Raw genomic sequence first — 22,843 nt, forward strand, 5'->3', positions numbered from 1 at the left:
AGCATATTATATGAGACTATGCGGCTCGGTTTATTACCGATTCTGCAATTGGAGGATGAATGACTCAGCCTTTTAAGGATGCCGTAGGCATTTGTAAGACTATTATGCGTAACGGATTTGATGCGTATGTTGTAAACGCACAGCTTCAGCGAGAACTGCTTGAGGGCACGGACGAAACTGAACTGGATATTGCATGCGAAGCTCCTTTCGATGAGATTCTGCGCATGTTCCCTAACGTTTCTAAAGGTACTGAACGCGGTGTTGTTGCTCTGCTGAAAGAAGCGGATATCACGTACCGTTTTTATCCTACTGATGTAGAAGATGCATCTCATCCTGAAGAAAGCATTGCCCGCATTACTCCTCACTTGCTGAAACGCATGGAAGAGAAGTTCGGCAGCATCCCTACTCAGTACGCTTGCCCGTATGTTCCAGGTTCTGAAATGTACGAAGGCTTCGAAGACATCGCCAGCGGTGTAATTAAATTTTCAGGTATTCCGGACGAAACATTACGCCGTAACTACCTGCTTGGTATTCGTGCTTTGCGCTTTGCTGCAAACTATGATCTGCCAATCGAAAAGAATACTTGGATTGCTATCGTAAAAGGCACCTCCCGTATTCTTGATTACGTGCCTTCCCATAGCATTATGGAAGAATGGCGCAAAGTTGAAGCAGAGAACATGTGGCGCTTTGTTGAGCTTCTGTTCGATTCCATGATCCTTCATGGTCTGGTGCCGGAACTTGCAGCACTTTCCCGTTGTACTCAGATTAAAAATGAAGACACCGGTGAAGAACAGACTGTATTCCAGCACACCATCGACACTATGCGTCATTACCCTGAAGAACTGCCGTTCGACTGGTTCGGTACTTTTGCAGTGCTTTGCAGCAACGTAGGTAAACTCTACACTGCTGAATTTAGCAACGACTCATGGACCTTCAACCAGTTCTGTCGTGTTGGTGCTAAAGTTACCAGAAAAATTATGGGACGCCTGTCATTCCTTCCACAGGATATTGACCTTGTGTGTCACCTTGTAAAACATCATCAGTTTTTCCACAGCATGCTTACCGATAAAGGTATTCGTCGCTTCAAATCTCTTAACGACTACCCGCGCCTTATGGAAATGGCTCGTGCAGACGTTAAAGGTCGCGGCATTGCCCTTACCGCATTCAACCACAATATGAAGTGGCTTGAGCGCGCTGATATGCCTGAAGAAATGACTGAGCCGTTCCTTAACGGTAACGAAATCATGGAAGCAACCAGCCTCAAACCTGGTCCTCATGTTGGTATTCTGCGTGATGAGCTTCTTAAAGCTCAGATCGAAGGCAAAGTTACTTCCGTTGAAGAAGCTATTGCTTTTGTACGCGAATACAAAATGTAAGTTGAGTTTGAGATAAACTAGCACATCGCTGTGTTACTCAAAAATGCTATTCAGGCCGGACAACATATGTTGTCCGGCCTTTTTTTATGCTGCAATATATCATTTAACTTGCTAGCGAGTTGTCAGATTTTAGACTAGGACTGTCCGATTTTTTTATTGGCTGTCAGCACAACTGCTGAGGGTAAACTAAGACAGGAAGGTATAAATGAGTACTCGTAGACAATTCATAGCTGGCGCAGCAATGCTTGCCGGTGTTTCTGTTATTAAGGCTGTTCCGGCGTATGCGTGGGATTTTGCACTGGATAAGGGGATTATCTATACCGATACGCAGCTTGGAATGTGGGAAGGTAAGCAAGCAACTCATGTGCCACTCGTAGAAACAAATGACATGGAAGTAACTGTAATTACTCCGCACCCAATGAGTGAAGAGCATTACATAGTGCGGCACACCATTGTAGACGAGAACGGTGAAGTGGTGCATGCAAAGACATTTTCATGGAAAGATGATCCTATGTCCAAAACCATATTGAAGAAAAAAGGCAAGTTTGTAGCAACAAGCTTCTGTAATCTCCACGATATGTGGATAAAAGAATTTACCATGTAAGCTTCTGTTGTCTCCGACGGGCAAGGGCTCTGCCCCTTGCATCCCCGCAAGGGGGTATCCCCCTTGACCCAATTAGGGTTTTGATGATTGGGAAGAGGGTGACAACTATTTGCTTTTCTTAGTTCAAACGATAAATGGGAGCTGAAAAACTTGGCAATCAAGTTTTTCAGCTCCCATTTTTATGTACTTATGTGGCGTAATGACGGGCGAAACTAACAGGGATTGTTAACCTCGCAGTCGAGAGGGCGTCCCTCTCGTGGGGCGCAGGGGCAAAGCCCCGCCCGCCGGAGGCTAAGGTTAACTCTACCTAAACAACACGTGTTCCGCCAAGCCAGTGAGCTTTGACGCGACCTTTAAGGGAAGTGTTGAGGAACGGAGTATTTTTGCCTTTTGAGAACATGGCGTCTTCGGTCATCTTCCATTCTTCTTTTGGATCGAAGAGGAAGAAGTCTGCTATGTCACCTTCTGCGAAAGTGTTAAGCGGAAGCTTAAAGATTGCAGCAGGTTTCTCAGCCCACATTTTGATGAATTCATCTTCTGTAATGGTGCCGTCTTCTACCTGCGTCCATGTAAGTGCTACCGCGCTGTCCATACCAGAGATACCGTTCGGAGCGCCCTCAATCGGGTGCTCTTTTTCGTGGTCGGCATGTGGAGCATGGTCGGTTACGAAAATATCGACGGTACCGTCTTTCACAGCCTCCTTCATGGCAAGGCGATCTTCTTCGCTACGCAATGGAGGGTTTACTTTTGCGGCAGTGGAGTAATTGCTGAGAATTTCATCTGTAAGAATCAGGTAGTGCGGGCAGGTTTCTGCCGTCACTTTTACGCCTCTGGTTTTTGCCCAGCGGATAAGATCTACAGATTGTTTGCAGCTTACGTGCGCGAGGTGAACTGGTAAGTCCAGAAATTCTGCGAGCAGAATATCCCGCGCAACCTGCATGGACTCGGCAACGACTGGCTGTCCTTTTAGACCGATGGCTTCGCTTACTGCGCCTTCGTTCATGTGGCAGTCTTTGGCAAGAGTCGGATCTTCGCAGTGATCAATGACGGTCAGCCCGAAGGTTGCTGCGTATTCCATGCAATGACGGAACATTTCGGCACCGCCCACTGGTACGCCGTCGTTGGATATTGCGACACAACCGGCTTCAGCAAGTTCGCCCATCGGCGCGAGTTCTTTACCTTTCAGGCCGATTGTTGCTGCACCGATAGGGTAGAGATATGGACCGTTAGGCCATGTCTGCTGTGCACGCTGGAGCATCGCTTCAGTAACGGATGCGCAATCGTTGGTAGGTTTGGTGTTTGCCATAGCCATTACACCGCCGAAACCGCCGTGCGCTGCAGCTGCAAGACCGGATTCAATGTCTTCTTTGTATTCAAAGCCCGGTTCACGCAGGTGAACATGGCAGTCGTAAAAGCTTGGGAATACGATAAGCCCTGTTGCGTCTACAACTTCGGTATCTTCCGGTGCTGAAATTTCACCGTGTGGTGTGACAGATACGATGGTGGAGCCGGAAACAAGAATATCTACGGAAGTTCCACGAAGCAGACCATTGGAGATAAACAAATTGGTCATGGCTATACTCCTTTGTCTTTACGGGTTGCGTGGAGGTACAGGATCGCCATTCGAGTGGCTACACCTGCGGATACCTGATTAAGTACACTGCTGTCTTTGCAGTCAGCAAGGTCTGAGGCAATTTCAAGCCCTCTGTTCATAGGTCCCGGGTGAAGGATTTTAGCACCTTCAGCCGCCATTTCCATATGATTTGAGGTAAGGCAGTACATGCGCGCGTATTCGTTGAGATCAGGCAATAAGCCCGCCTGCTGACGTTCCAGCTGCAAGCGAAGACACATTACTGCATCTACGCCTTCAACGGCTTTGGTCAAGTCGTTAAAGACTTCAACAGGCCATGTATGCACGGTTTTAGGCAACAGGGTACGCGGTGCACATAGTCTAACCTTAACACCCTGACGGGTGAGCAGGTTGATGTTGGAACGTGCAACGCGGCTGTGCTTAACATCGCCGAGAATAAGGATGGTTTTTCCTTTGTACTCGTTGTTCCATGCTCTGCGCAGAGTAAAGTTATCCAGAATTGCCTGAGTCGGGTGGGCATGACAGCCGTCACCAGCATTAACTACAGCGCAGTCCAGACGTTCCGCGATGAACTGTGCTGCGCCGTTTGCTTTGTGGCGCAAAACGATAACATCAGGGTTCATAGCTTCCAGCGTCAGGGCAGTATCTTTAAGGCTTTCGCCTTTTGTTAGACTTGAACTGCTGCTGGATAGTGAAAAAGTATCGGCAGACAAGCGCTTGCCTGCAACGTCGAATGAGGTCTTTGTCCGCGTACTAGGCTCTGCAAAGAAGAGCACAACGCTTTTACCCTTGAGGGTCGGAACCTTCTTAATAGGGCGTTGGTTGATTTCGTGAAATTGCTCGGCTGTATCGAGAAGATGAGAGACTTCTTCGAGTGACAGCTGACTAACGTCCAAAAGGTCTTTGTGCGGCCAGATGAAGTGTTTTTCTTGTGGCATTTCATTTTCTCTGGTTTGCGGGCAACGCCCATGATGATTTGGAGGACTAAAAGTCTTCCGGCAAAATAGCGTATTGGAATCGTTTGCCTTTCGACAACGTTCCTAGTTCATTCGTAATGCCCAGTGCTTTGGCGCCTGCAATAGTAAGCATGCGTAACAATGCACCGGTCGGTATATCGAAATTGTCGCGCAGGTAGCGCGCTTCATTCCAAAGGTTAAGGTCATGGTTCGAAGCAAGGCTGTCTGTACCAATGGTCAGTTGTAGACCTGCTTCTAGAAAATTGCGTACTGGTGCTGTACCTACACCTATAAGTTTGTTTGAACGCGGGCACAGGCATACGGTTGTTTCACTTTCTCGAAGAATTTCTATGTCGTCTGGTGTGCAATGCACGCAATGGACGGCGATAGTGGATTTATCCAGCAGGCCGAGGTGCTTTGCATATGGTACTGCGCGCATTTGAGGCGGTGTAAAATTTTTAGGAAGAACTCTGCGTGAAAGTTGTTCTTTAAAACGACCGGTACCCTTGGTCAGCAGCTCTTCCTCGCCGGGGTGTTCAGCAAGGTGGACAGAAAAATACCGCTCACTAGAGCGGCACCATTGTTTAGCAACAACCAACGCATCAGGGCTGGTAGAGTAGAGAGCGTGACCGGAAAGAGTCATCCATCGTTTTTTGGCTTCGCTTGGTAATTCGTCAGCAGCAGAAGGGAATAAGTCTTCTGCACTCAAAGTACCGGAGGCAAGGTTTGGAAAATTGTATCCAAACACTTCAAACTGGATATGACAGCTAAGATTGCGAGCAGTAACAGCATCATACACGGCTTTAGGCGCGCGTCCGTTAACGTCTGCAATATGCGCTGTGCCGCTTTCTGCCATTTCAGAAATTGCGGATTCAAGACTTTGAGCATCAACCGGATTTGCCATGAGCGGCAGGGCTGATTCAATCCATGTCTCAAATCCTTCACCAAAGATTGCTTTGCCTTTCAGGTGCGCAAGTTCCAGATGATTATGGCAGTTAATGAGAGCAGGCATCAGAGTTACATCGCCTAAATCTTCAGCTTCTATTTTGTAGGCTTTTGAAAAGTCGCTGAACGAAAGAACGTCCACAATAGTTGAACTACTGTGGACGATAACGCCGTCTTCAATGACATCTGGAAAAGAGTAATACCCCGAATCTGTTCGGGGGGAAGTGTTATGGCCTTCCATAGTGAGGATGCGACTAGCGCGGATGGCATTGAGCATTGAAAAAATTTGTTGGTTATATGTGGTTAAAATTTGGCGTACCGCCACACATTCGAATCACATATGTTCAGAGCTTTGTAAAGGAGAGAATGGGGTTGTCTGGAATCTCAATTAATTTTTTGTTCTAGCCATTGTAAGCAACATGGCTATTCATCGCACGTTAAAAGGAATGTGGAACAATGTTGGGTAGAAACTCTTGGATTGATGGCATTTAGTATTGAGTGTGCAAACACTGTTGGTAAGTAGGTAGTAACTTTAATTCTCAAAAAAAATTAAGATCATTAAATCTATTGCCGAAATATATGATAAGTAGAGGCACATGATTAATAGTGTTTAATGAAAAATCATCTTGTTTTACTCTGTAATTGAAGAGAGTTTACATTGGTATTTGTCAATATGCATTCAAGATTGGTTATGTTTATTAATAAATAGTTATTTTTGGGGGAATAATGTTTAAAAGTATTAAGGCGAAAGTCACCGCCTTGGTTATGATTGCTGCGTTGTCTTCGGTTTTGTTGGTTTTAGTTATTTCAAATGCCATTGTACGCGAAGATGCAATAGACTCTTTTGGAGCATCATCAAAAACTGATGCTTTTCTTGTAGAAAATATTGTAAGCAGCTTTTTTTCTGATGCCATAAATACAACAAAAGAGCTTGCGTTGTTAGAAGAGCTACAAATGGCAACAGGAGCACTGACATTTAACCATACGATTCAGTCTGACATCAATTTTACTTCTAAAGAACTACCGCAGCTTGAGCGCCGTATTGCAGGTGTACTTTCCAACGCGCGTGCAGCGCATTCAAGTTACGAGCTCGTGTACTATGGCAGTAGTACAGGCGGGTTTATTATGTCCGATCCTACGGCATTGCCTGCGAAGTATGATCCTCGTCAGCGCCCGTGGTATAAGGCAGCAGTTGCCTCTTCTTCCGGATCAGCTGTCTCCAAGGCTTATCAGAGTACAGCCGGTATGCCTGTGGCAAGTACCATGACAGTTGTGCGCGGTCAGCAAGGTGAAGTGCTTGGGGTGGTTGCGATTGATGTTCAGCTTTCTATGCTGGTACGCATGATGAAGAATATTAAGATTGGTGAAACCGGTCGGGTACTGCTTCTTGAAAATGATGGAACCATTCTAGCCGCTCCGGGCTATGACAACCTGATCATGAAACGGATAGGTTCGACCGGAAACGCAGAACTAGACTTCCTCGCAGGTAAACAGGACGGTATGTATGAGGTCAAAGCTGAGAAAGGTCAGCAGTTGGCACGTATGCATACTGTGTCAGCAACCGGCCACAAGCTACTTGTTATTAAGGATGAAAGTGAAGTCGTCGAGGCTGCTGATGCGAGTTTGCTCGCAACGCTAGTTGTAGGTTTTGGCGTGACATTAGTAATTGGCTTAATAGCGTACTTCTTTGTGTTGCGAACGTTGAAGCCGCTATACAGCGTTATTAATTCTGCAAAAGAAGTAAGCAAAGGGGAATACAACAAAGTTCCTCCAGAGTCTGAATTCTCAGGCGAGTTGCTTGATTTGCACTGTGCTTTAAAAGAAATGGTTGGCAGCCTTGTAAGCTCAATCCAGATGGCTGATCATAAAACTGAAGAGGCAGAAGAACAGACTTTACGAGCTAGTGAAGCTCTTGATGCAGCCGCAGAGGCACAAGCACAAGCGGAAGTTGCGCGTAAAGAAGGGTTGAATCAGGCCGCGGGTCAGCTTGAGGCTATCGTTTCTAACATTGGTTCTGTTTCTGAAGAGCTTTCGTTACTCGTTGAACAAACTCGAAGTGGTACGGAGCGTCAGGCTGCACGTAGCGGTGAAACCGCAACGGCAATGGAGCAGATGAATACTGCCGTGATGGAAGTTGCACGCAATGCCTCCGATGCTGCTCAGCATTCAGAAGTTATGCATGAAAGTGTTATACATGAAGCAGATGCAGTGATGGAAGTTGTGAGTGCTATTGATGATGTTGCAGTTAGGTCTGAAAAAATGATGGAGAGTCTTGGTGCTCTTGGCGAAAATGCACAGGGTATCGGTCAAATTATGGATGTGATTTCAGATATTGCCGATCAAACAAATCTACTTGCATTAAACGCTGCAATTGAGGCAGCCCGAGCAGGAGAAGCTGGTCGCGGTTTTGCGGTGGTTGCTGATGAAGTACGAAAACTTGCTGAAAAGACTATGCAGGCAACTTCTGAAGTAGGAAAAGCTGTACATGCTATTCAGCAGGGAACAATCCAGAATATTGATGCTATGAAGCAGACAACAGATGTAGTTGTGAACTGTACAAGCCTTGCGAAAGAAGCAGGGGATGCTTTGGCGAATATGACAACTATGATTGAAGGATCAACAGATATGGTTCGTGTAATAGCTACAGCATCTGAAGAGCAGTCTGCAACGAGTGAAGAAATTAATTCGAGTGTTGAGGAAGTAACTCGTCTGGCTGACGAAATGGCGACCTCTGCAGGAGACTCCGCGAGGACAATGGCGACATTAGCGAATTTATCGGATGAACTTAATGGCGTGATTGTCACATTAAAGCAGGATTAACTCTGCTCAGTCAGTAACAGTATGAATTCAAAAAGAGGCTCTTTCAGGCAGGATGGGGCCTCTTTTTTATTGCGCTGCCGGCGTATATAATATTTGACTATTATAGATGTGAAAGGGAAAGTGTGCTCTGAACTCAAATTTTAGTTATGACATTTTTTGCTGCTAGTGTCATAACGCAATTTTATATTTTTATACTACATGCCTTTTTCTGAAAAGGATGACAGCAAGTACCTTTTTTATGGGGTACGCTGGATATCGCTGGAGGTAGAATGAAGGATCAGATGGCTTTGTTTTCGATAGTTATGACATCAGTAATGTTTGTTCTATGGGTAATAATATGTTGGCGCATGATTGCACCACTTACTGTTCGCCGTTCTACAAAAATATTGCTTGCCGCTGCCTTACTTGCCGCTCTGGTACTGTATTACGTGACACGGTTGTTTGTGAAGGAAGGACTTCCTGTTGAGGTGAACACAACGTTGCGTTGGATAGGCTACCTTTCCCTAGGTTTTATTTCCCTTACCATTCCGTTTCTTTTTGTAAAAGAAGTGCTGCAGTTTGGTGGGCGTGTTGTGGGGGATAAGAAAGAACCTGTTGATGGTGCACGCCGCGCTTTTTTACACAACGCAGGTAATGCAGCCGTGATGGCAGCCGTTCTTCCTACCATGGCCTTTTCGATACAAGAGGCGTTTCAAAAGCCGATTGTTAAAAACAATGCTTTGAAGATTGCAGGGCTTCATCCTGATTTGGAAGGAACGACAATCGCGCATATTTCTGATTTGCATGTGGGCTCCATTTTAGATGAAAAATGGCTCAATGCTCTGATGAGTCAGGTTGGGGAATTGCGTGCAGATATGTTTGTGCTCACGGGAGATGCAATCGACGGTAAAGTTTCCCGTGTAGGTAAGGAACTCGATTCGCTGTTAAAATTTGAGGCTCCGTTAGGGAAATTTTTTGTGACCGGCAACCATGAATTCTATTCAGGCGTTGATGGTTGGGTTGAGCAAATGCGTGCACTCAATTTTACTGTATTAAATAATGAACATACTCTTATCCAAAAGGGAGAAGGCAAGCTCTTACTGGCTGGAGTATGGGATTATTCTGGTGAACGCTTTGGTGAACACTATGCGTCTGATCCTTTTGCAGCGAAAGCTGGTGCACCAGAACATGATTTGTCTATTCTGTTGGCACACCAGCCTAAAAATATTTTTGAAGCTAGTAGGGCGAAATTCGACATCCAGCTTTCCGGTCACACTCACGGTGGACAATATTTTCCGTGGACATACGCAGTGCACTTGTTCCAACCCTATGTGCAAGGCTTGCATCAGGTTGATGATAGTTTGTTGTATGTAAATACAGGGACAGGCTTCTGGGGGCCGCCAATGCGCTTCACGGTTCCGCCAGAGATTACATTACACACCCTCACTCGCGCTTAGACTAGAATTCTCCATCCCATAGATTTTCTATGGTGTATGGTGAATTGTAGAAGGTGAAAACCTTGCCGTCGATAATACGGGCTCCCATGTCCAACTCAGCAATGGCAGTCATATCATTTGTGTCGAGATGAATTTCTGTACTTTTGATATTTTCCTGAATGCGTTCTGGCGTGATCGATTTTGGAATAGCAATTATGTCTAGGTTCAAAAGCCATGCAATGAGTACCTGAGCGGTCGTGCACCCATGTTTTTTAGCAATGGTCATAATGAGAGGATGCTTGAGGAGCGGTGGAGGTTTGCAGCCATCTGCCGTTGTTATTGGAGTTCCAATAGAACCTAGCGGGCAATAAGCCGTGAGCCTGATGTCGTGCTTGCGAGCAAATGCAACTTGTGCGCGTTGCTGTTGGTACGGATGCATTTCTATCTGATTAATTGCAGGCGGAATAGCTGCTGTTGATAACAGTGCTGTAAGTTTTTTTATGCTGAAATTACTCACGCCAATATTTCGAACGATCTCTCGATCTACACAATCTTCCATGCCTCGCCACGTGTCACGAAGCGGAACTTCTTCCAGCGAAAAATAGTCATCTCGTTTTCCGGGAAGTCCTACACCGGGTTTTAATGCAACCGGCCAATGCATGAGATACAAATCTAAATATTCCAGTCCCAGATCTTCCAGTGTTTGCGATAGGGCAGGCAATACTTCCTCCGGCTTATGGGCGTCACACCATAGTTTGGAGGTTATCCATAGCTCTTCGCGTGGAAATAGCTTTAATGCTTTTTTCAGAGCAGCACCAATTTGTTTTTCGTTACCATAAATTGCTGCACAGTCTATATGTCTGTAGCCAGCTTTTAGTGCAGCTAAAATGGCATGCTCTATCTTGTCTGGTGGGCTTAGGTACGTGCCAAGTCCCAATGCCGGAATTTTGTTACCGGTGGGTAATTGAAAGTGTCTCATAGAATGCCTCCGCTATGCATCTATAGGGCGAAAGAAAGGACTTTGCTCTAGCATATCAGAGATAGCAGGCATGTAAATATGATGTTGGCTTTGAGTATTTTTGAAAGAAATTTCTCACATTATTTTAAATGAAAACAACAAGAAAAATATGAATATAATATAGCATCAATGTGTATGATTTGTTATAAAAACAGAGCGGTTATAAAAGGGGGCTTAGAAAAAATAAAGTGAGTTCGGAAATCGTATGAAAAATATTCTAGTAACTGGTGGCGCAGGTTATATAGGTAGTCATACTTCAATTGAACTGCTTGAAAGCGGACACAGCGTAATTTGTGTGGATAATTTTTCAAATAGTTCAAAAGAGGTATTTGACGTTATTCATGATCTTACAGGCAAATACGTGACGTGGTACGAAGCTGATGTGCGTGACGTTGAAGTGTTGCGCGACATTACGAAAACGCATGACATTGATTGTGTAATTCATTTCGCAGGATACAAGGCTGTAGGTGAGTCTGTTGAGAACCCACTCATGTATTACCAAAATAATATTGATAGTACGTTAGCTTTGTGTGAAGTTTGTTTAGAAAATTCTATTAATAACATTGTGTTCAGCTCTTCTGCGACAGTTTATGGAGATCCTCAGTACTTACCTCTTGATGAGAATCATTCCTTGAGTGCGACAAACCCTTACGGCAATTGCAAGTTGTTTATTGAACACATATTAATGGACGTGCAAGTGGCACATCCTGAAATGAACATTGCATTGTTGAGATATTTTAATCCTGTTGGCGCTCACCCTTCTCATAGGCTAGGAGAAAGTCCTAAAGGTATCCCCAATAATTTAATGCCATATATTTGCCAAACAGCTTCCGGTCTCCGCGGGCAGTTAAGTATTTTTGGTGACGATTATGATACGGTCGACGGGACAGGAGTCCGAGACTATATTCATGTTGTTGATTTAGCGAAAGGGCATGTCGCTGCTATTAAAAAACTTACAACTGCTCCCGGCTGTGTTGTTTTTAATTTGGGAACAGGGAACGGTACAAGCGTACTTGAACTAGTACGTGCATTTATTACAGAAAACAAAGTAGATGTTCCCTTTGCAATTGCCCCTCGACGGGCAGGAGATATTGCTGAATGTTGGGCGGACCCTTCTAGCGCAAAAGAAGAGCTTGGCTGGGAGGCTCAGTACACTATTGTCGATATGGTTCGCGATAGCTGGGGAGCTCAGAAAAGAATGAACACGAGTGAAACAGCCGCTTCGATGCCTGAAGCTGTATAGTTTAAATAAATATTTTTCGTTAGAATGTAAAAAGTCCGTTTCTTTAGAGAGCGGACTTTTTTAATTATTACATTTTTTGTTTCAATTGGGATGTAGTAGACAATGTGTGATAACTTGACTTATCAATGTTGTTAGCATCAAAAAAGTGAAAGTAAAATTTTTCTAAATAGTCACAGTAGGAGACCGTAAATGTCACGCATTGGACTCGATTCTTTGAAACAGCTTTTTAAAAGCAAAAGTGGTTCAAGGTCTTTAATAGTTATATCAGTTCTTTTGGTTATTGTTGTAGGCTTCAGCATTGTTGGGATCCGTACTCAGGTTGCCGAACAGCCAGTAATGCCAATTAATGGTGAGATCAAGGGCGATGCAGACATTGCTCCGTTAGTGTTCAAAGCTGCATATTTTTCTTTAGATAGAGAATTGAATAACTCTACTCTTGGTTGGCTCCCTAACGACTTGATGATTTCCCCGACATCATGGCTCGACAATAAGAGAAATCTTCAACGCGGTATAATCTTTGCCACTCGTGGTATAATTAACGTGTACACCATGAACTTTGCACGTAGCGGTTCTGGCGAGGAAGTGAACAAAGACCTGCTGAAAGCGCAGACATCATCTTTTCCATACGCTGAAGACGTTTGGATGTTTGCATCATCCGAGAGCAGATACAACGAAGGCATCAAGTCAATTAATTCCTATTTGAAAGATGTTGAAAGCGGCAAAGCTGTATTCAATGTAAAGACTGACGACTTGTACACCCTCATTGATACTCTTGAGTCACTTATTGAAATGCCTCAGTCTCGTTTGAAGACAGGGGTTGATTCTCATTTTGAAGCTGATGATGCTATCTACTTTGCTAAAGGTGTTTGTCTGGTTGTACGTGACGTATTATATACCGTAACTAAGGCATACCCAGAGTTGATGAATCGCGGTGGCGAACAGAACATTACTGTTGCTTTGGAGACCCTTGACATTATTGCTAGCTTTAATCCGTTATACGTATTCGCTGGCGGGAATAAAAATGGTGACTCAATGCTTCCGAACCAGGTGCAGGCCTTGGCCTCTAAGCTTGATATTACAGCAAACCGTTTGCGCGATGTTAAATTAGCATTAGATAAATAGAAGACATGAACTAGGTGGAATTTGAAAGTAAAGACTGTTTCTTATAGACGCTCTTTATTGAAATCTCCCTAGGTTAGAATAAAATAGAAAAGCCCGCCTCATTTTGAGGCGGGCTTTATTCGTTTCATAACTAATTGTAAGGAGAATGCTTATAGTAAGCTATAAACCCTGACGTTGGTATTCAGCGCGACGCAGGAAATTGACAGCTCGATCAGGGAAGTCAGTGAAAACGCCGTCAACATCTACTGTGTAGTAGAAGATATCCAGCATGTCTTCAAAGCTTGCTGCATAGGCCGGGATACGGCCATTATCAAGACGGAAGGTGTAAGGGTGAACTTCCATGCCATTGGCGTGGGCATCTTTTACCATGTCTGTAATAATGAGATTGTTGCCAGTGGAATCATTTTTAACGAGCATTGGTTTCCAAGGACCGATGCCGTCAGCGTATTGAGAAATACGCTCCATTGCGCCTTTTTCAAACATCCAATCATAGTTGTAAGGAACAAATTTTCCGTTTTTCTTTTCCATGGTTTCGTTCCAGCTGGTTTCAGCGATAAGCTGAACAACTTTAACGTTCATACCGAGTTTAGGAAGAAGATCTTTGCTAATGCGGCGAGTTTCGATTGGATCAAAGCACTGTACGTATACTTTGTCTTCTTTAGTGGTGTAGCCGTACGCTTTAAGCATGTTTAATGCTGCCATACTAATGTCTTTGCCTTCAGCACGGTGGAACCAAGGAGCCTTAATCTCAGGGTAAATACCAACGTTTTTACCCGTAGATTTGTTTAAGCCCTGAATGAGCTGGAGTTCTTCTTCAAAGGTTGGGACTTCGAATGAAGAAGAAAACATTGGAAAGCGAGTGCCGAAGCCCTGAACTTTCTTACCATCTTTGACATTGAACCCTTCGGTAACTTTAAGAGTTTTAATTTCTGGAAGGGTAAAGTCGATTGCGAACCAGCGTTTTTCACCATTAACCATTCTAAAACGTTTTGGAAATTTTTCCATAACGTCAGTGATGCGATCAAGGTAATGATCGTGAAGAACGACAAGCTGGTCATCCTTGGTCATAACCAGATCTTGCTCTATGTAGTCAACGCCCATGAAGTATGCGGCAGCTTTTGCTTCAAGGGTATGTTCAGGCAGGTAGCCGGAAGCACCACGGTGTGCGATTACAATTTTATTGGCACCTGCAAAGGCAACGCTTGCACTAAGGGCAATCAGGGCAATAAGTAAAAATGACAGCAACTTTTTCATAATAAACTCCTCAAAAAATATTATATGGTTACATATCATAAAAGGTTAGAAAGGCAAGGCTGATAGCGCTTACAATTGGTGGGGAAACTCTTGGTTTTTAGCTAGTGTTGTGCTTTAGGTTCATGAGAAATAATTTCATGTTTTTTGGTGAGACGCGTGAATGATTCTGCACTCGTTCGTTTCTACTTCATGGAGCAGTATAAGAAACGAAGAGCCATTTGCTGCAACTTCATTGGTAGTTACGAAATGATTGTTACGTGTATATATGTCGAAAGTTACAATTCAATACAAAAAAAGGCTGCTCTCATAGTGAGGGCAGCCTTTTGGTTTTGATTTAGTTTTCTAGAACTTAATTTAGCAAAGTAAGAATCTTAGTAGTAAATGGTTTCGCTTGGATCTGATCTTCTGAAGTAGTTTTGTTTTTTTGAGATAAGTGTTCAAAAAGAATTGAGCCATATGCAAGTCCCAATGGGAAGAATAGGATAAAAGCCCCATCATCACTTTTTATTCGAAGCTCTGTAAGTCCATAACCCAAGCTAAAGAATGTCATTAAAAATAAGAAAGTTTTAATCCGACCTGAAGAGTGGCGGAATGCGGGAATAAATGCACCGATGAGGAGCAGAGTGCCTACAATCCCCCATCCAAATAGTGACCCTAAATAAAGACTGTGAGGATGAGCCCAACGGCTATCTATAATTAGAATATTTTTATCTACCATTTCTGCACGATGTGCTTCTTTATAGTCGCTGTCATAGTCACTGTAGGCTCGTAATCCATGACCAAGAATAGGAGCCTCTTTAATTCCTTGTAAGGCTGTGTACCAAATTCCTATACGCTGTTTGGTAGTTCTGTCATGAAGAGGGGCGGAGAGTGGGTCGATTAAACGTTGTTGTTGCCTCGGCGGTAAGATAGTAAAAATAATAAGGCTGATAAGTACTGCAACGACAACTACCTTAATTAGATGCTTAGAACGATAGAATAGTATGTAGGCAGCAATGGCACAGAGTAGGCCAAGGATAGTTGACCGGCTCACTGTCATGAAGATTGCTGTGCCGATAATTACAAATAAACAATATACGATAAGCCGCTTCTTTTTTGAGAAGATGCTCAGGTACGTGAACAGTGTGAAGATTGAAAATGCGCCTGCTACCGCTAGTCGATGTGGATTTCCATACGACAAGATAAGGCGGTCATCAAACATCTCTGGCGCCCAAATGCATGCATAGGTAACACCTATGAAGAGAGTGGTTAAGAACGCTGCACACTGTGATAAAAGCACCTTGTGGGTTGCTTTTGAGAAGAAGAATTGAAGAGCAACACCAGCAAATAGCGCACATGCAAATCGCCCTGCCAGTCGTGCATCAATGAAAAAAAGTGCCCGGGGAAATAAGTACATAAATAAGAAACAACAAAGGTGCGATGAAGAACGTTGGAATCGAAGGGCGATCCATTTTGAACCACTCGTAGGTGAGTAGCAACGCGCCACTTATTCCTGCGATGTAGAGAAATATTTTGACGCCTTTATGCATGCCAATGGCTATGAGCAGGGCGTAGAGAGAAAGAAGCACAAATGTTTTTGCCATACCATAAACATTGGATGATTCGAAAACGTTTTTCATATTGTTAGTCGCTAGTTATCTATTATCGTTTGAGATGACGAAGGGAAGTGAGCAGTGTAGCAAGCCTGATGTACGAAATATCAAGTTCTCGAACACATTTTTGGAGCAGTGTTTTTTTACTTTTTACTCGATCCGCAATGGTTGTTGGACGTGAAGTGTCATGCTCAACAGGCATTGGGAGTAAAACGTAACATGGAACACCGTGATTATATGAGTGGTTCATGTAGACATCAATGGAGTGAAGAATTTGAGTACAGTGTGCCAAAAGTTTTTTAGCCGCAGCAGGCTGGATTGCATACGCGTTGCTGCAAGTTGTTCCAAAGAAGGAAAGAGCAATCTTATACGTATCATTTAGCTCGCGTACAATTTTATGTTTGTTGAGCTTGTTGCCGTAGAGTCTGATGCAACCAAGGTCGTTAATTTGCTGTGCTGCAACGCTTACTGCTTCGGGGAAGCTATCTTTGAGGATTGCATCATCTTCAAGGACAACAATCGGAGTGTTTAGTTCAACGCATTTTTCCCACAACGTGATGTGCGAAGCAAAGTTCGCAATTTGTCCCCGTTGTAGCTCTCTTCCTCTCATGAAGAGCCTTTTCTTTGCGTCATACCGATCACTATATAAAAAATTCTTTTCTGAGCCGTCGACTGCGCTAATGAATTCGTGGGCGAGGTTTAATTCATTGAGGCGAGCTTCCATGCTGGAGCGACGATCAGTTGATCGTTCTAAGTTGATAATAAATATTTTCATTAAATTCGTTGAAGTTAGAGTTGATAAGTTACCAGTGTAGGAACAGGTGCTGGTAGGCATTAGGGACTGAATCTCTTTGTTACGAAAAATAATTTTAAACTATAAGTAGCTAGGTGTGGTGGCGTCAACTTTTTTGTTACTAACAAGCGCGAACTATCATGATTTTGGTGTGTTGCGTATTGGAAGTGTTTGTGTGGTAAAATGCTGTAGTGATCCTTCTTTATGGCAAAAATTGAGATGTTTCGAAAATGCAACAGTGGTGATTTTGGAGCACGGGTTACGGAAAATTTCGTTCTTTATAAGGGGGTTTGTGAAAAAAAGAATAAATTAAAGCGATAAAGCTATACGGGGGGTTAGGCCCGTTTTGACATGTCAAAGATGCACTATTGCAACGTAAAGATGGAATGTTGCATAAAAGAGTCGGAGGTACCGGTTCCATTGAACTCAAGGTAGAAGTTGTGTGGTAGTAAATAACATTATTGTGCAGGTGCACAGTGCAAAGATGGAAGGAAGAAAAAAAGTTATAAAATAAATATTTCCATAACTATATTAAATTAAATAATATTTTCATAAACTCAGTATTCATTTTGTGATGAGGTAATCAGAACTTGGTTGTTTGCACATTTATTGCTAAATAGAAATGCTTGTTAATTTTCGTACAAAGCGTCTTGCTTTGGCAGAATTACGGCACACAGTTTTTTTGCTGTGTTTTGCCTGTCGGAACAAACGAATTTGAAGAGCGTATTGAGTCACTGGGGTAGTGACTCGTTCTGGCAGAGCAACAAAAAGGTTTTTTGGGTTACTAAATTTATTTGGTGCAAACAGCAACTTTCATCACCGGAAGGAATTGAGATGAGCTATCAGCAGACAGTAGCGCCTGTCGAATTTTATATGCCGTCAGTTACAGTTATCGGTTCTGGCGCAGTTAAAGAGATTCCAGCTAGACTTGCGTCTCTGGGAGGTACCAAGCCTTTGCTCGTAACCGATAAGGGTATGACGCAGCTTGGAGTTACCGCTTCTATCGTACAGCTTATGCAAGGTGCAGGCATGCAGTGCGCAATATACGATGAAACTGTTCCTAACCCTACCGACAAAAATGTTAGCGATGGTCTTGCACAGTACACCGCTAATGGTTGTGACTGCATTGTTACCCTTGGTGGTGGTAGTGCTCATGACTGCGGTAAAGGGATCGGAATTGTCGCTACTAACGGCGGCACAATTCATCAGTATGAAGGTGTAAATAAAGCACGTGTGGCGATGCCGCCATTTCTTGCAGTAAATACTACCGCAGGAACCGCGTCTGAAATGACTCGTTTCTGCATTATTACCGATACCGCACGTAAAGTTAAAATGGCTCTCGTAGACTGGCGCGTGACTCCAAACATTGCTTTGGACGATCCAGAGCTTATGATTGGTATGCCACCAAGCCTTACAGCTGCGACTGGTCTTGATGCACTTACACATGCAGTGGAAGCATATGTTTCTACTGGTGCAACACACATGACTGACGCAAACGCAGAAAAAGCAATTAAGCTTATTTCTAAGTACCTGCGTCGTGCAGTTGGTAACGGTCGCAACCTCGAAGCTCGTGAAGCAATGTGTTATGCGCAGTATCAGGCTGGCATGGCGTTTAACAACGCTGGCCTCGGATATGTTCATGCAATGGCACACCAGCTTGGCGGCTACCTTAACTTGCCTCATGGTGAGTGTAACGCAATCCTTTTGCCGCACGTATGTGAATTCAACATGCTTGCAGCTATGGACCGCTTTGCAGAAATGGCAGAATTCTTCGGTGTACAGAGCTCAGCTCGTACACAGCGCGAAGCGGCAGGCAATGTAATTCAGGCAATTCGTGATCTCATGCAGGACGTGAATATTCCAGCCAGCCTTACTATGCTTGCAAAGAAATACGGTAAAACCGTAAATCCTGAAGATTTTGAAGTTATGGCAGAAAGTGCAATGAAAGATGCTTGTGCAGTTACAAACCCTCGCGGTATGCGCAAAGAAGACATCATCGCAATCTACCGTAAGATTTTATAGTCCTCGAGTTAGATTGAATAGTGAAGCGCCTGACAGATTCTGTCAGGCGCTTTTTTTAGGTCTATAGAGTGCTGAGCACAAAAGATTTACTGGGTAGTGTTTGGAAGCTGTGAAAGATATTTTTTGAATAACAAAATACCCTGATTTCCTGGCAAGGGAAATCAGGGCATTTGTGGGAGTGTGCTCCCGTGCCCAGACAAGGCTTGAAAGATGAGGGGACAAAGATAGCTATAAGAAGCGGGGAGAATCTTACTAGCCGCGCGTGGTACCTGCGCTTATGTCACCTCAAGCAGGGTTCGGAATGGAGTGTTCCGTTAGGTAACCGGAGCAGTAGAACAGCTTTAGAGGCATGATCAAAGGAGGAGCTGGTCAACCATCCGGTTTAAAAATTTGTTAGCACTGTGTGCTGTATTTTCTAGTTGGCGCACCCAGTGGTACGCCAACTAGAAATATAGAAACTAAGTAAGTAGTGCTACTACTTGCCGAGACGTGCGAGAACTTCGGAAACGATGTCTTTTACGAGATCAGCAGATGCTGCAACGGAAGCTGCAGGAGCAGTTTCGAGGCCGAGCAGTTTAGCAGCGTTGTCGTGCATTACTTTCTGGCGTACTTCAGGTGTGAATGGAAGGTCACTGTAAGTCTGAAGAGCTTCGCGGAAATCAATGAACGGGTGTGCAGATGCGTAGATCATCTTGTCAGAAATCATGGTGTTAGCAGCCTGAATGTACGCTTCGGACATAGGGGAGCGTTCGAATTCAGAAATTTCGAGGTAAACGTTTTTGTTACGTTCAGCAACGATGATAGCTTCGTTAACCCATGGGTAGCCACCGTGGCTGATAACGATTTTGAGCTCAGGGAAGTCACGAGCAACAAAGTCGATGTAGCGAGGTGCAACGTGGTCAACTACTGCAGCAGGAACGAGAGTAGCAGGACCAGTTGTGAATACGAGAGGAATATCGAGTTCACAACATTTGGAGTAAATTGGGTAGTACTTTGCGTCGTTCGGGTAGATCTGTGCAAGGTATGGGTCAACAGCAGCACCACGGAGGCCGAGAGTCTGAACTGCGTGGTTCAGATCGCGGATGCCCTGCATGCCTTTGTGTGGGTCCATACCGAAGAAGCCGATGAATTTTTCAGGATGAGCCTGAACAAAATCAATAACGCTCTGGTTGTTAGTCTTAGCACCGTAGGTAGTTTCACAGTCACGACCGGTGATAACAGCGCGAACAACGTTGTTAGCAGTAAGGTCCTGAACACACTCAGCTACGGTCTGAGCCTTCATTTTAGAAAAGTCGATGTGCTGGCAGAGACCTTTGAACATAGAGCTGTTCTGGATTCCGCTCAAAGTTTCCGCAGTGTTAGGGCGGAAACGGAAGTCAATCACGTTCATTGCAAATCCCCTATGGGTTTTCATCAATCGCCTGAGGCGTAAACAGTATGCTTCAAGGCGTTATTAAAATAATTGGTAGAATATAAATTACTGCCAGCAGTACAACAGCAAGTAGAGTGCCAGAATTGATCGGAACAACCTTGTGAAAAGAATTTTTTAGTACATTTTACGCAATGAAAAGGCTTTAATGCGAGGGATTAACCAAGTGAATCTTTGATGAAATGACAAAGATTGTGCAAAACAGATTGATTAGTTAATCAAAGTTTTTCTTGAAAAAACACCTAGGTAGGGATGTCTGAGCGTGTTTTTTGGGTGGGTGAATTGATGCGTACTTGCACCATAAAAATGGGAAATAACCTAATTGCACGGAATGCAATGCTTTGCGAGAAATAACACTGTGTTGCAAAAGCGCAGCTTCAGTAAAATTGTTACTGACTGTTAGAAAAACTGAAGATTATAACTCGTTGAAATGATATAACTAGATTATATTATTAATAATCAATATTGATTACAACATGATGGTGCACATTTGCATCTTGTGCATGCAAGAGCATAATAAAACTATCGTGCGTTTAGTTTGTGTCGAAAATCACAACAACTTTTCCTGCTCCATATTTTTTCCCCAACCTCTTCCAACATGCAGAAAACCACACTTTATTTCTAATCAGCCACATTGATGCGAGTCTTTTAACATTATGTATAGGGTGACGTTCTTTTGTGCACGGTTGTTGCAAGAGAGCGTAGTGCCTGCTCTCATTTTTTGCAGGTTATATAAATGTTACGCACAGGTTTTCTCAGCCCGAAAACTTGAGCAAAAGACTGAAAGCCCCATTCAAGAACAGCCAACATTGGAGGTACTGCATGGGAAAACGGATAGTCACCGAGGCTGATGTTCGCGAAGCCGTTGCTAACGGAACCAAAGCCCTAAGGCTTGCTCTTTGCGATTGCATTATCACTCCACAGGCCCATGACAAAGCTCTGGAACTTGGAGTCTCTTTCATTGAATCTTCTCTTGAAGATGCTGCGCCTGCACAGGCTTGTAGCGCATCTGCTCCTGAAGCATGTGTCGCTCCTGCCCCTGCACCAGTATCAGCTCCAGTAGTAGCACCAGCTGCACCGGTTGCCCCAGCAGCGTCTGCTGCTCCCGCACCAGCATCTGAGTGTTCTGAAGCTGATATCGTTGTATTGCAGGTTTGCGCGCTCCTCCAAGATAAGCTGCCTGCAGGAACAAGTATTGATGTACTTGAAGCTATTGTTCGTCGTGTTGTTTCCGCTAAGCTTGGCGAAACTGCATGTACAACAAGCACACCTGCATCTGCACCAGTTGTAGCATCTGCACCAGGTGCAGAAACTGCAACATGTAGCAACGGCGTTTGTTTTATCGACGGTCAGCGTTTGCAAAAGCAGGGTTCCAGCCCTGTAGCTCTTGACGAACAGGTATTCATCGCAGACGCCATTGGCGCATGCGATAATGCTAAGCTCGCAGCTGGCTACATGGAATGGGAACGCGCTTCCTTTACCCGTACTGTAGAATCTCCTGAGATCGGCGTCATCCTTGAGGGTGAATTGCATCTTACAATCGGCGGCGAAACCAAAATTGGTAAAGCCGGCGACATGATGTACTTCCCTGAAGGTGTTGCTGTTACCTACGGTACTCCATCTTCTGTACGCATCGCTTGCGTAAACAACATCCAGTAATCACGGAGATTGATGTGAGCATTCTGGAACGTTGTAAAGAAGCATGTAGACAGAATCCAAAGACTGTTGTGTTTCCGGATTGTCTTGATGAGCGTGTGCTCGAAGCCGTTACTCGCCTGAAGGCAGACGGTCTTTGTAATCCAGTGCTTGTTCAGTCACCATTTGCAGTGCGTAATAAAATGCGCGAAGCAAAAATCCGTACTAACGGTTTTACCGTTGTGGATCACACTAGTCCTACACTGCTTGAAAAAAATGCAACCGAGTTTTTCGCAATACGCGAAAAAAAAGGTAAAGCAATAACAATGGATGCTGCTGTTAAAGCCATGCGTTGTCCACTTGCTGGTGCTGCTATGATGGTTCGCCGTGATGAAGCACAGCTTGGTGTTGCTGGTAACATTTCCTCTACAGGTGATGTTATTCGCGCCGGGTTGCATCTTTTGCCTAAACAGAAAGGTCTTAAAACCGTTTCTAGTTTCTTTTTCATGATTGCGCCTGAAGGCGGTAAGGACTACATTTTCGCGGACTGTGGCGTTGTACCTGCTCCTAACGCAGCTACACTTGCAGATATTGCCATAGCTTCTGCGGATAAAGCCCGAAAACTTCTTGGTGAAGAACCTAGAGTTGCCCTGTTGTCTTTCTCTACCAAAGGTAGTGCAAAGCATGACCGAGTAACTCTTGTACAAGAAGCTTTGGTAAATGTCCGTGAACGTGAATCTGATCTTCTTATTGATGGCGAATTGCAGCTTGATGCTGCGATTGTACCAAGCGTTTCTGCATCTAAGGCTCCTGACAGCCCTGTTAAAGGTGAAGCAAACGTACTGGTATTCCCATCTCTTGAAGCAGGAAACATTGCATACAAGCTTGCACAGCGCCTTGGCGGTTACACCGCATTAGGCCCGCTTTTGCAGGGCTTTGCTGCTGGTTGGCACGACCTTTCCCGTGGTTGTAGTGCAGATGATATTTATAAAGTTGCCGTAGTAGGCCAGTGCCTGTAGCACGGCAAC

The 22,843-nt window shown here is 44.3% G+C and carries 18 protein-coding genes; 9 read left to right on the forward strand and 9 right to left on the reverse strand.

Annotation, left to right across the window (positions count from 1 at the left end):
• Positions 1 to 59 precede the first annotated feature (59 nt).
• Both MKHDV_RS11260 and MKHDV_RS11265 read left to right on the forward strand, forming a co-directional pair.
• Complete coding sequence (locus MKHDV_RS11260) at positions 60 to 1,376, forward strand: HD family phosphohydrolase (RefSeq protein WP_160715333.1); 1,317 nt, start codon at positions 60 to 62, stop codon at positions 1,374 to 1,376.
• Between the two features lie 205 nt (positions 1,377 to 1,581).
• Positions 1,582 to 1,980, forward strand: coding sequence for a desulfoferrodoxin family protein (locus tag MKHDV_RS11265; RefSeq protein ID WP_160715335.1), 399 nt, complete (start codon positions 1,582 to 1,584; stop codon positions 1,978 to 1,980).
• A 307-nt stretch (positions 1,981 to 2,287) separates the two neighbouring features.
• Here the strand turns inward: MKHDV_RS11265 and MKHDV_RS11270 are convergent, their stop codons facing one another.
• The 3 genes from MKHDV_RS11270 to MKHDV_RS11280 are packed head-to-tail and all read right to left on the reverse strand — an operon-like array spanning position 2,288 to position 5,797.
• Positions 2,288 to 3,553 (reverse strand): dihydroorotase, encoded by a 1,266-nt coding sequence (locus MKHDV_RS11270; RefSeq protein ID WP_160715337.1) that lies wholly within the window; start codon positions 3,551 to 3,553, stop codon positions 2,288 to 2,290.
• A 2-nt stretch (positions 3,554 to 3,555) separates the two neighbouring features.
• Positions 3,556 to 4,509, reverse strand: coding sequence for an aspartate carbamoyltransferase catalytic subunit (locus tag MKHDV_RS11275; RefSeq protein WP_160715339.1), 954 nt, complete (start codon positions 4,507 to 4,509; stop codon positions 3,556 to 3,558).
• 46 nt (positions 4,510 to 4,555) lie between these two features.
• The gene (locus MKHDV_RS11280) at positions 4,556 to 5,797 is read right to left on the reverse strand and encodes an amidohydrolase family protein (RefSeq protein WP_216846906.1); all 1,242 of its coding nucleotides are present in this window, start codon (positions 5,795 to 5,797) and stop codon (positions 4,556 to 4,558) included.
• A 401-nt stretch (positions 5,798 to 6,198) separates the two neighbouring features.
• Between MKHDV_RS11280 and MKHDV_RS11285 the strand changes: the two genes are divergently transcribed.
• Together MKHDV_RS11285 and MKHDV_RS11290 are read left to right on the forward strand one after the other, a co-directional pair.
• Positions 6,199 to 8,292 (forward strand): methyl-accepting chemotaxis protein, encoded by a 2,094-nt coding sequence (locus MKHDV_RS11285; protein ID WP_160715343.1) that lies wholly within the window; start codon positions 6,199 to 6,201, stop codon positions 8,290 to 8,292.
• A 269-nt stretch (positions 8,293 to 8,561) separates the two neighbouring features.
• A complete protein-coding gene (locus MKHDV_RS11290) occupies positions 8,562 to 9,728 on the forward strand; it encodes a metallophosphoesterase (protein ID WP_160715345.1) in 1,167 nt (388 codons plus the stop codon).
• A gap of 1 nt (position 9,729) precedes the next feature.
• On the opposite strand, the gene MKHDV_RS11295 is transcribed toward MKHDV_RS11290, so the two are convergent.
• Positions 9,730 to 10,686 (reverse strand): aldo/keto reductase, encoded by a 957-nt coding sequence (locus MKHDV_RS11295; protein WP_160715347.1) that lies wholly within the window; start codon positions 10,684 to 10,686, stop codon positions 9,730 to 9,732.
• Between the two features lie 244 nt (positions 10,687 to 10,930).
• Here MKHDV_RS11295 and galE point away from each other — a divergent pair, with 244 nt between their 5' ends.
• Both galE and MKHDV_RS11305 read left to right on the forward strand, forming a co-directional pair.
• On the forward strand, positions 10,931 to 11,968 hold the full coding sequence (gene galE, locus MKHDV_RS11300) for a UDP-glucose 4-epimerase GalE (RefSeq protein WP_160715349.1): 1,038 nt from the start codon (positions 10,931 to 10,933) through the stop codon (positions 11,966 to 11,968).
• A 189-nt stretch (positions 11,969 to 12,157) separates the two neighbouring features.
• The gene (locus MKHDV_RS11305; RefSeq protein ID WP_160715351.1) at positions 12,158 to 13,090 is read left to right on the forward strand and encodes a DUF2333 family protein; all 933 of its coding nucleotides are present in this window, start codon (positions 12,158 to 12,160) and stop codon (positions 13,088 to 13,090) included.
• A gap of 159 nt (positions 13,091 to 13,249) precedes the next feature.
• On the opposite strand, the gene glpQ is transcribed toward MKHDV_RS11305, so the two are convergent.
• The 4 genes from glpQ to MKHDV_RS11325 form a co-directional block, all read right to left on the reverse strand.
• On the reverse strand, positions 13,250 to 14,344 hold the full coding sequence (glpQ, locus tag MKHDV_RS11310; RefSeq protein WP_160715353.1) for a glycerophosphodiester phosphodiesterase: 1,095 nt from the start codon (positions 14,342 to 14,344) through the stop codon (positions 13,250 to 13,252).
• A 349-nt stretch (positions 14,345 to 14,693) separates the two neighbouring features.
• A complete protein-coding gene (locus MKHDV_RS11315; protein ID WP_216846907.1) occupies positions 14,694 to 15,545 on the reverse strand; it encodes an O-antigen ligase in 852 nt (283 codons plus the stop codon).
• Positions 15,546 to 15,705: 160 nt separating this feature from the next.
• Complete coding sequence (locus MKHDV_RS11320) at positions 15,706 to 15,963, reverse strand: hypothetical protein (protein WP_216846908.1); 258 nt, start codon at positions 15,961 to 15,963, stop codon at positions 15,706 to 15,708.
• Positions 15,964 to 15,985: 22 nt separating this feature from the next.
• Positions 15,986 to 16,711, reverse strand: a complete 726-nt coding sequence (locus tag MKHDV_RS11325) for a glycosyltransferase family 25 protein (RefSeq protein WP_160715359.1) — start codon at positions 16,709 to 16,711, stop codon at positions 15,986 to 15,988.
• A gap of 852 nt (positions 16,712 to 17,563) precedes the next feature.
• On the opposite strand from MKHDV_RS11325, the gene MKHDV_RS11330 reads away from it, so the two are divergent.
• Positions 17,564 to 18,751 (forward strand): iron-containing alcohol dehydrogenase, encoded by a 1,188-nt coding sequence (locus MKHDV_RS11330; RefSeq protein WP_160715361.1) that lies wholly within the window; start codon positions 17,564 to 17,566, stop codon positions 18,749 to 18,751.
• Between the two features lie 475 nt (positions 18,752 to 19,226).
• Here the strand turns inward: MKHDV_RS11330 and MKHDV_RS11335 are convergent, their stop codons facing one another.
• A complete protein-coding gene (locus MKHDV_RS11335; protein ID WP_160715363.1) occupies positions 19,227 to 20,141 on the reverse strand; it encodes an amidohydrolase family protein in 915 nt (304 codons plus the stop codon).
• 861 nt (positions 20,142 to 21,002) lie between these two features.
• Here MKHDV_RS11335 and MKHDV_RS11340 point away from each other — a divergent pair.
• Positions 21,003 to 21,839, forward strand: a complete 837-nt coding sequence (locus MKHDV_RS11340; RefSeq protein WP_160715364.1) for a cupin domain-containing protein — start codon at positions 21,003 to 21,005, stop codon at positions 21,837 to 21,839.
• A 14-nt stretch (positions 21,840 to 21,853) separates the two neighbouring features.
• On the forward strand, positions 21,854 to 22,834 hold the full coding sequence (gene pta, locus MKHDV_RS11345) for a phosphate acetyltransferase (protein ID WP_160715366.1): 981 nt from the start codon (positions 21,854 to 21,856) through the stop codon (positions 22,832 to 22,834).
• Positions 22,835 to 22,843 lie beyond the last annotated feature (9 nt).

This window comes from Halodesulfovibrio sp. MK-HDV, assembly GCF_009914765.1.
Lineage (GTDB): Bacteria > Desulfobacterota > Desulfovibrionia > Desulfovibrionales > Desulfovibrionaceae > Halodesulfovibrio.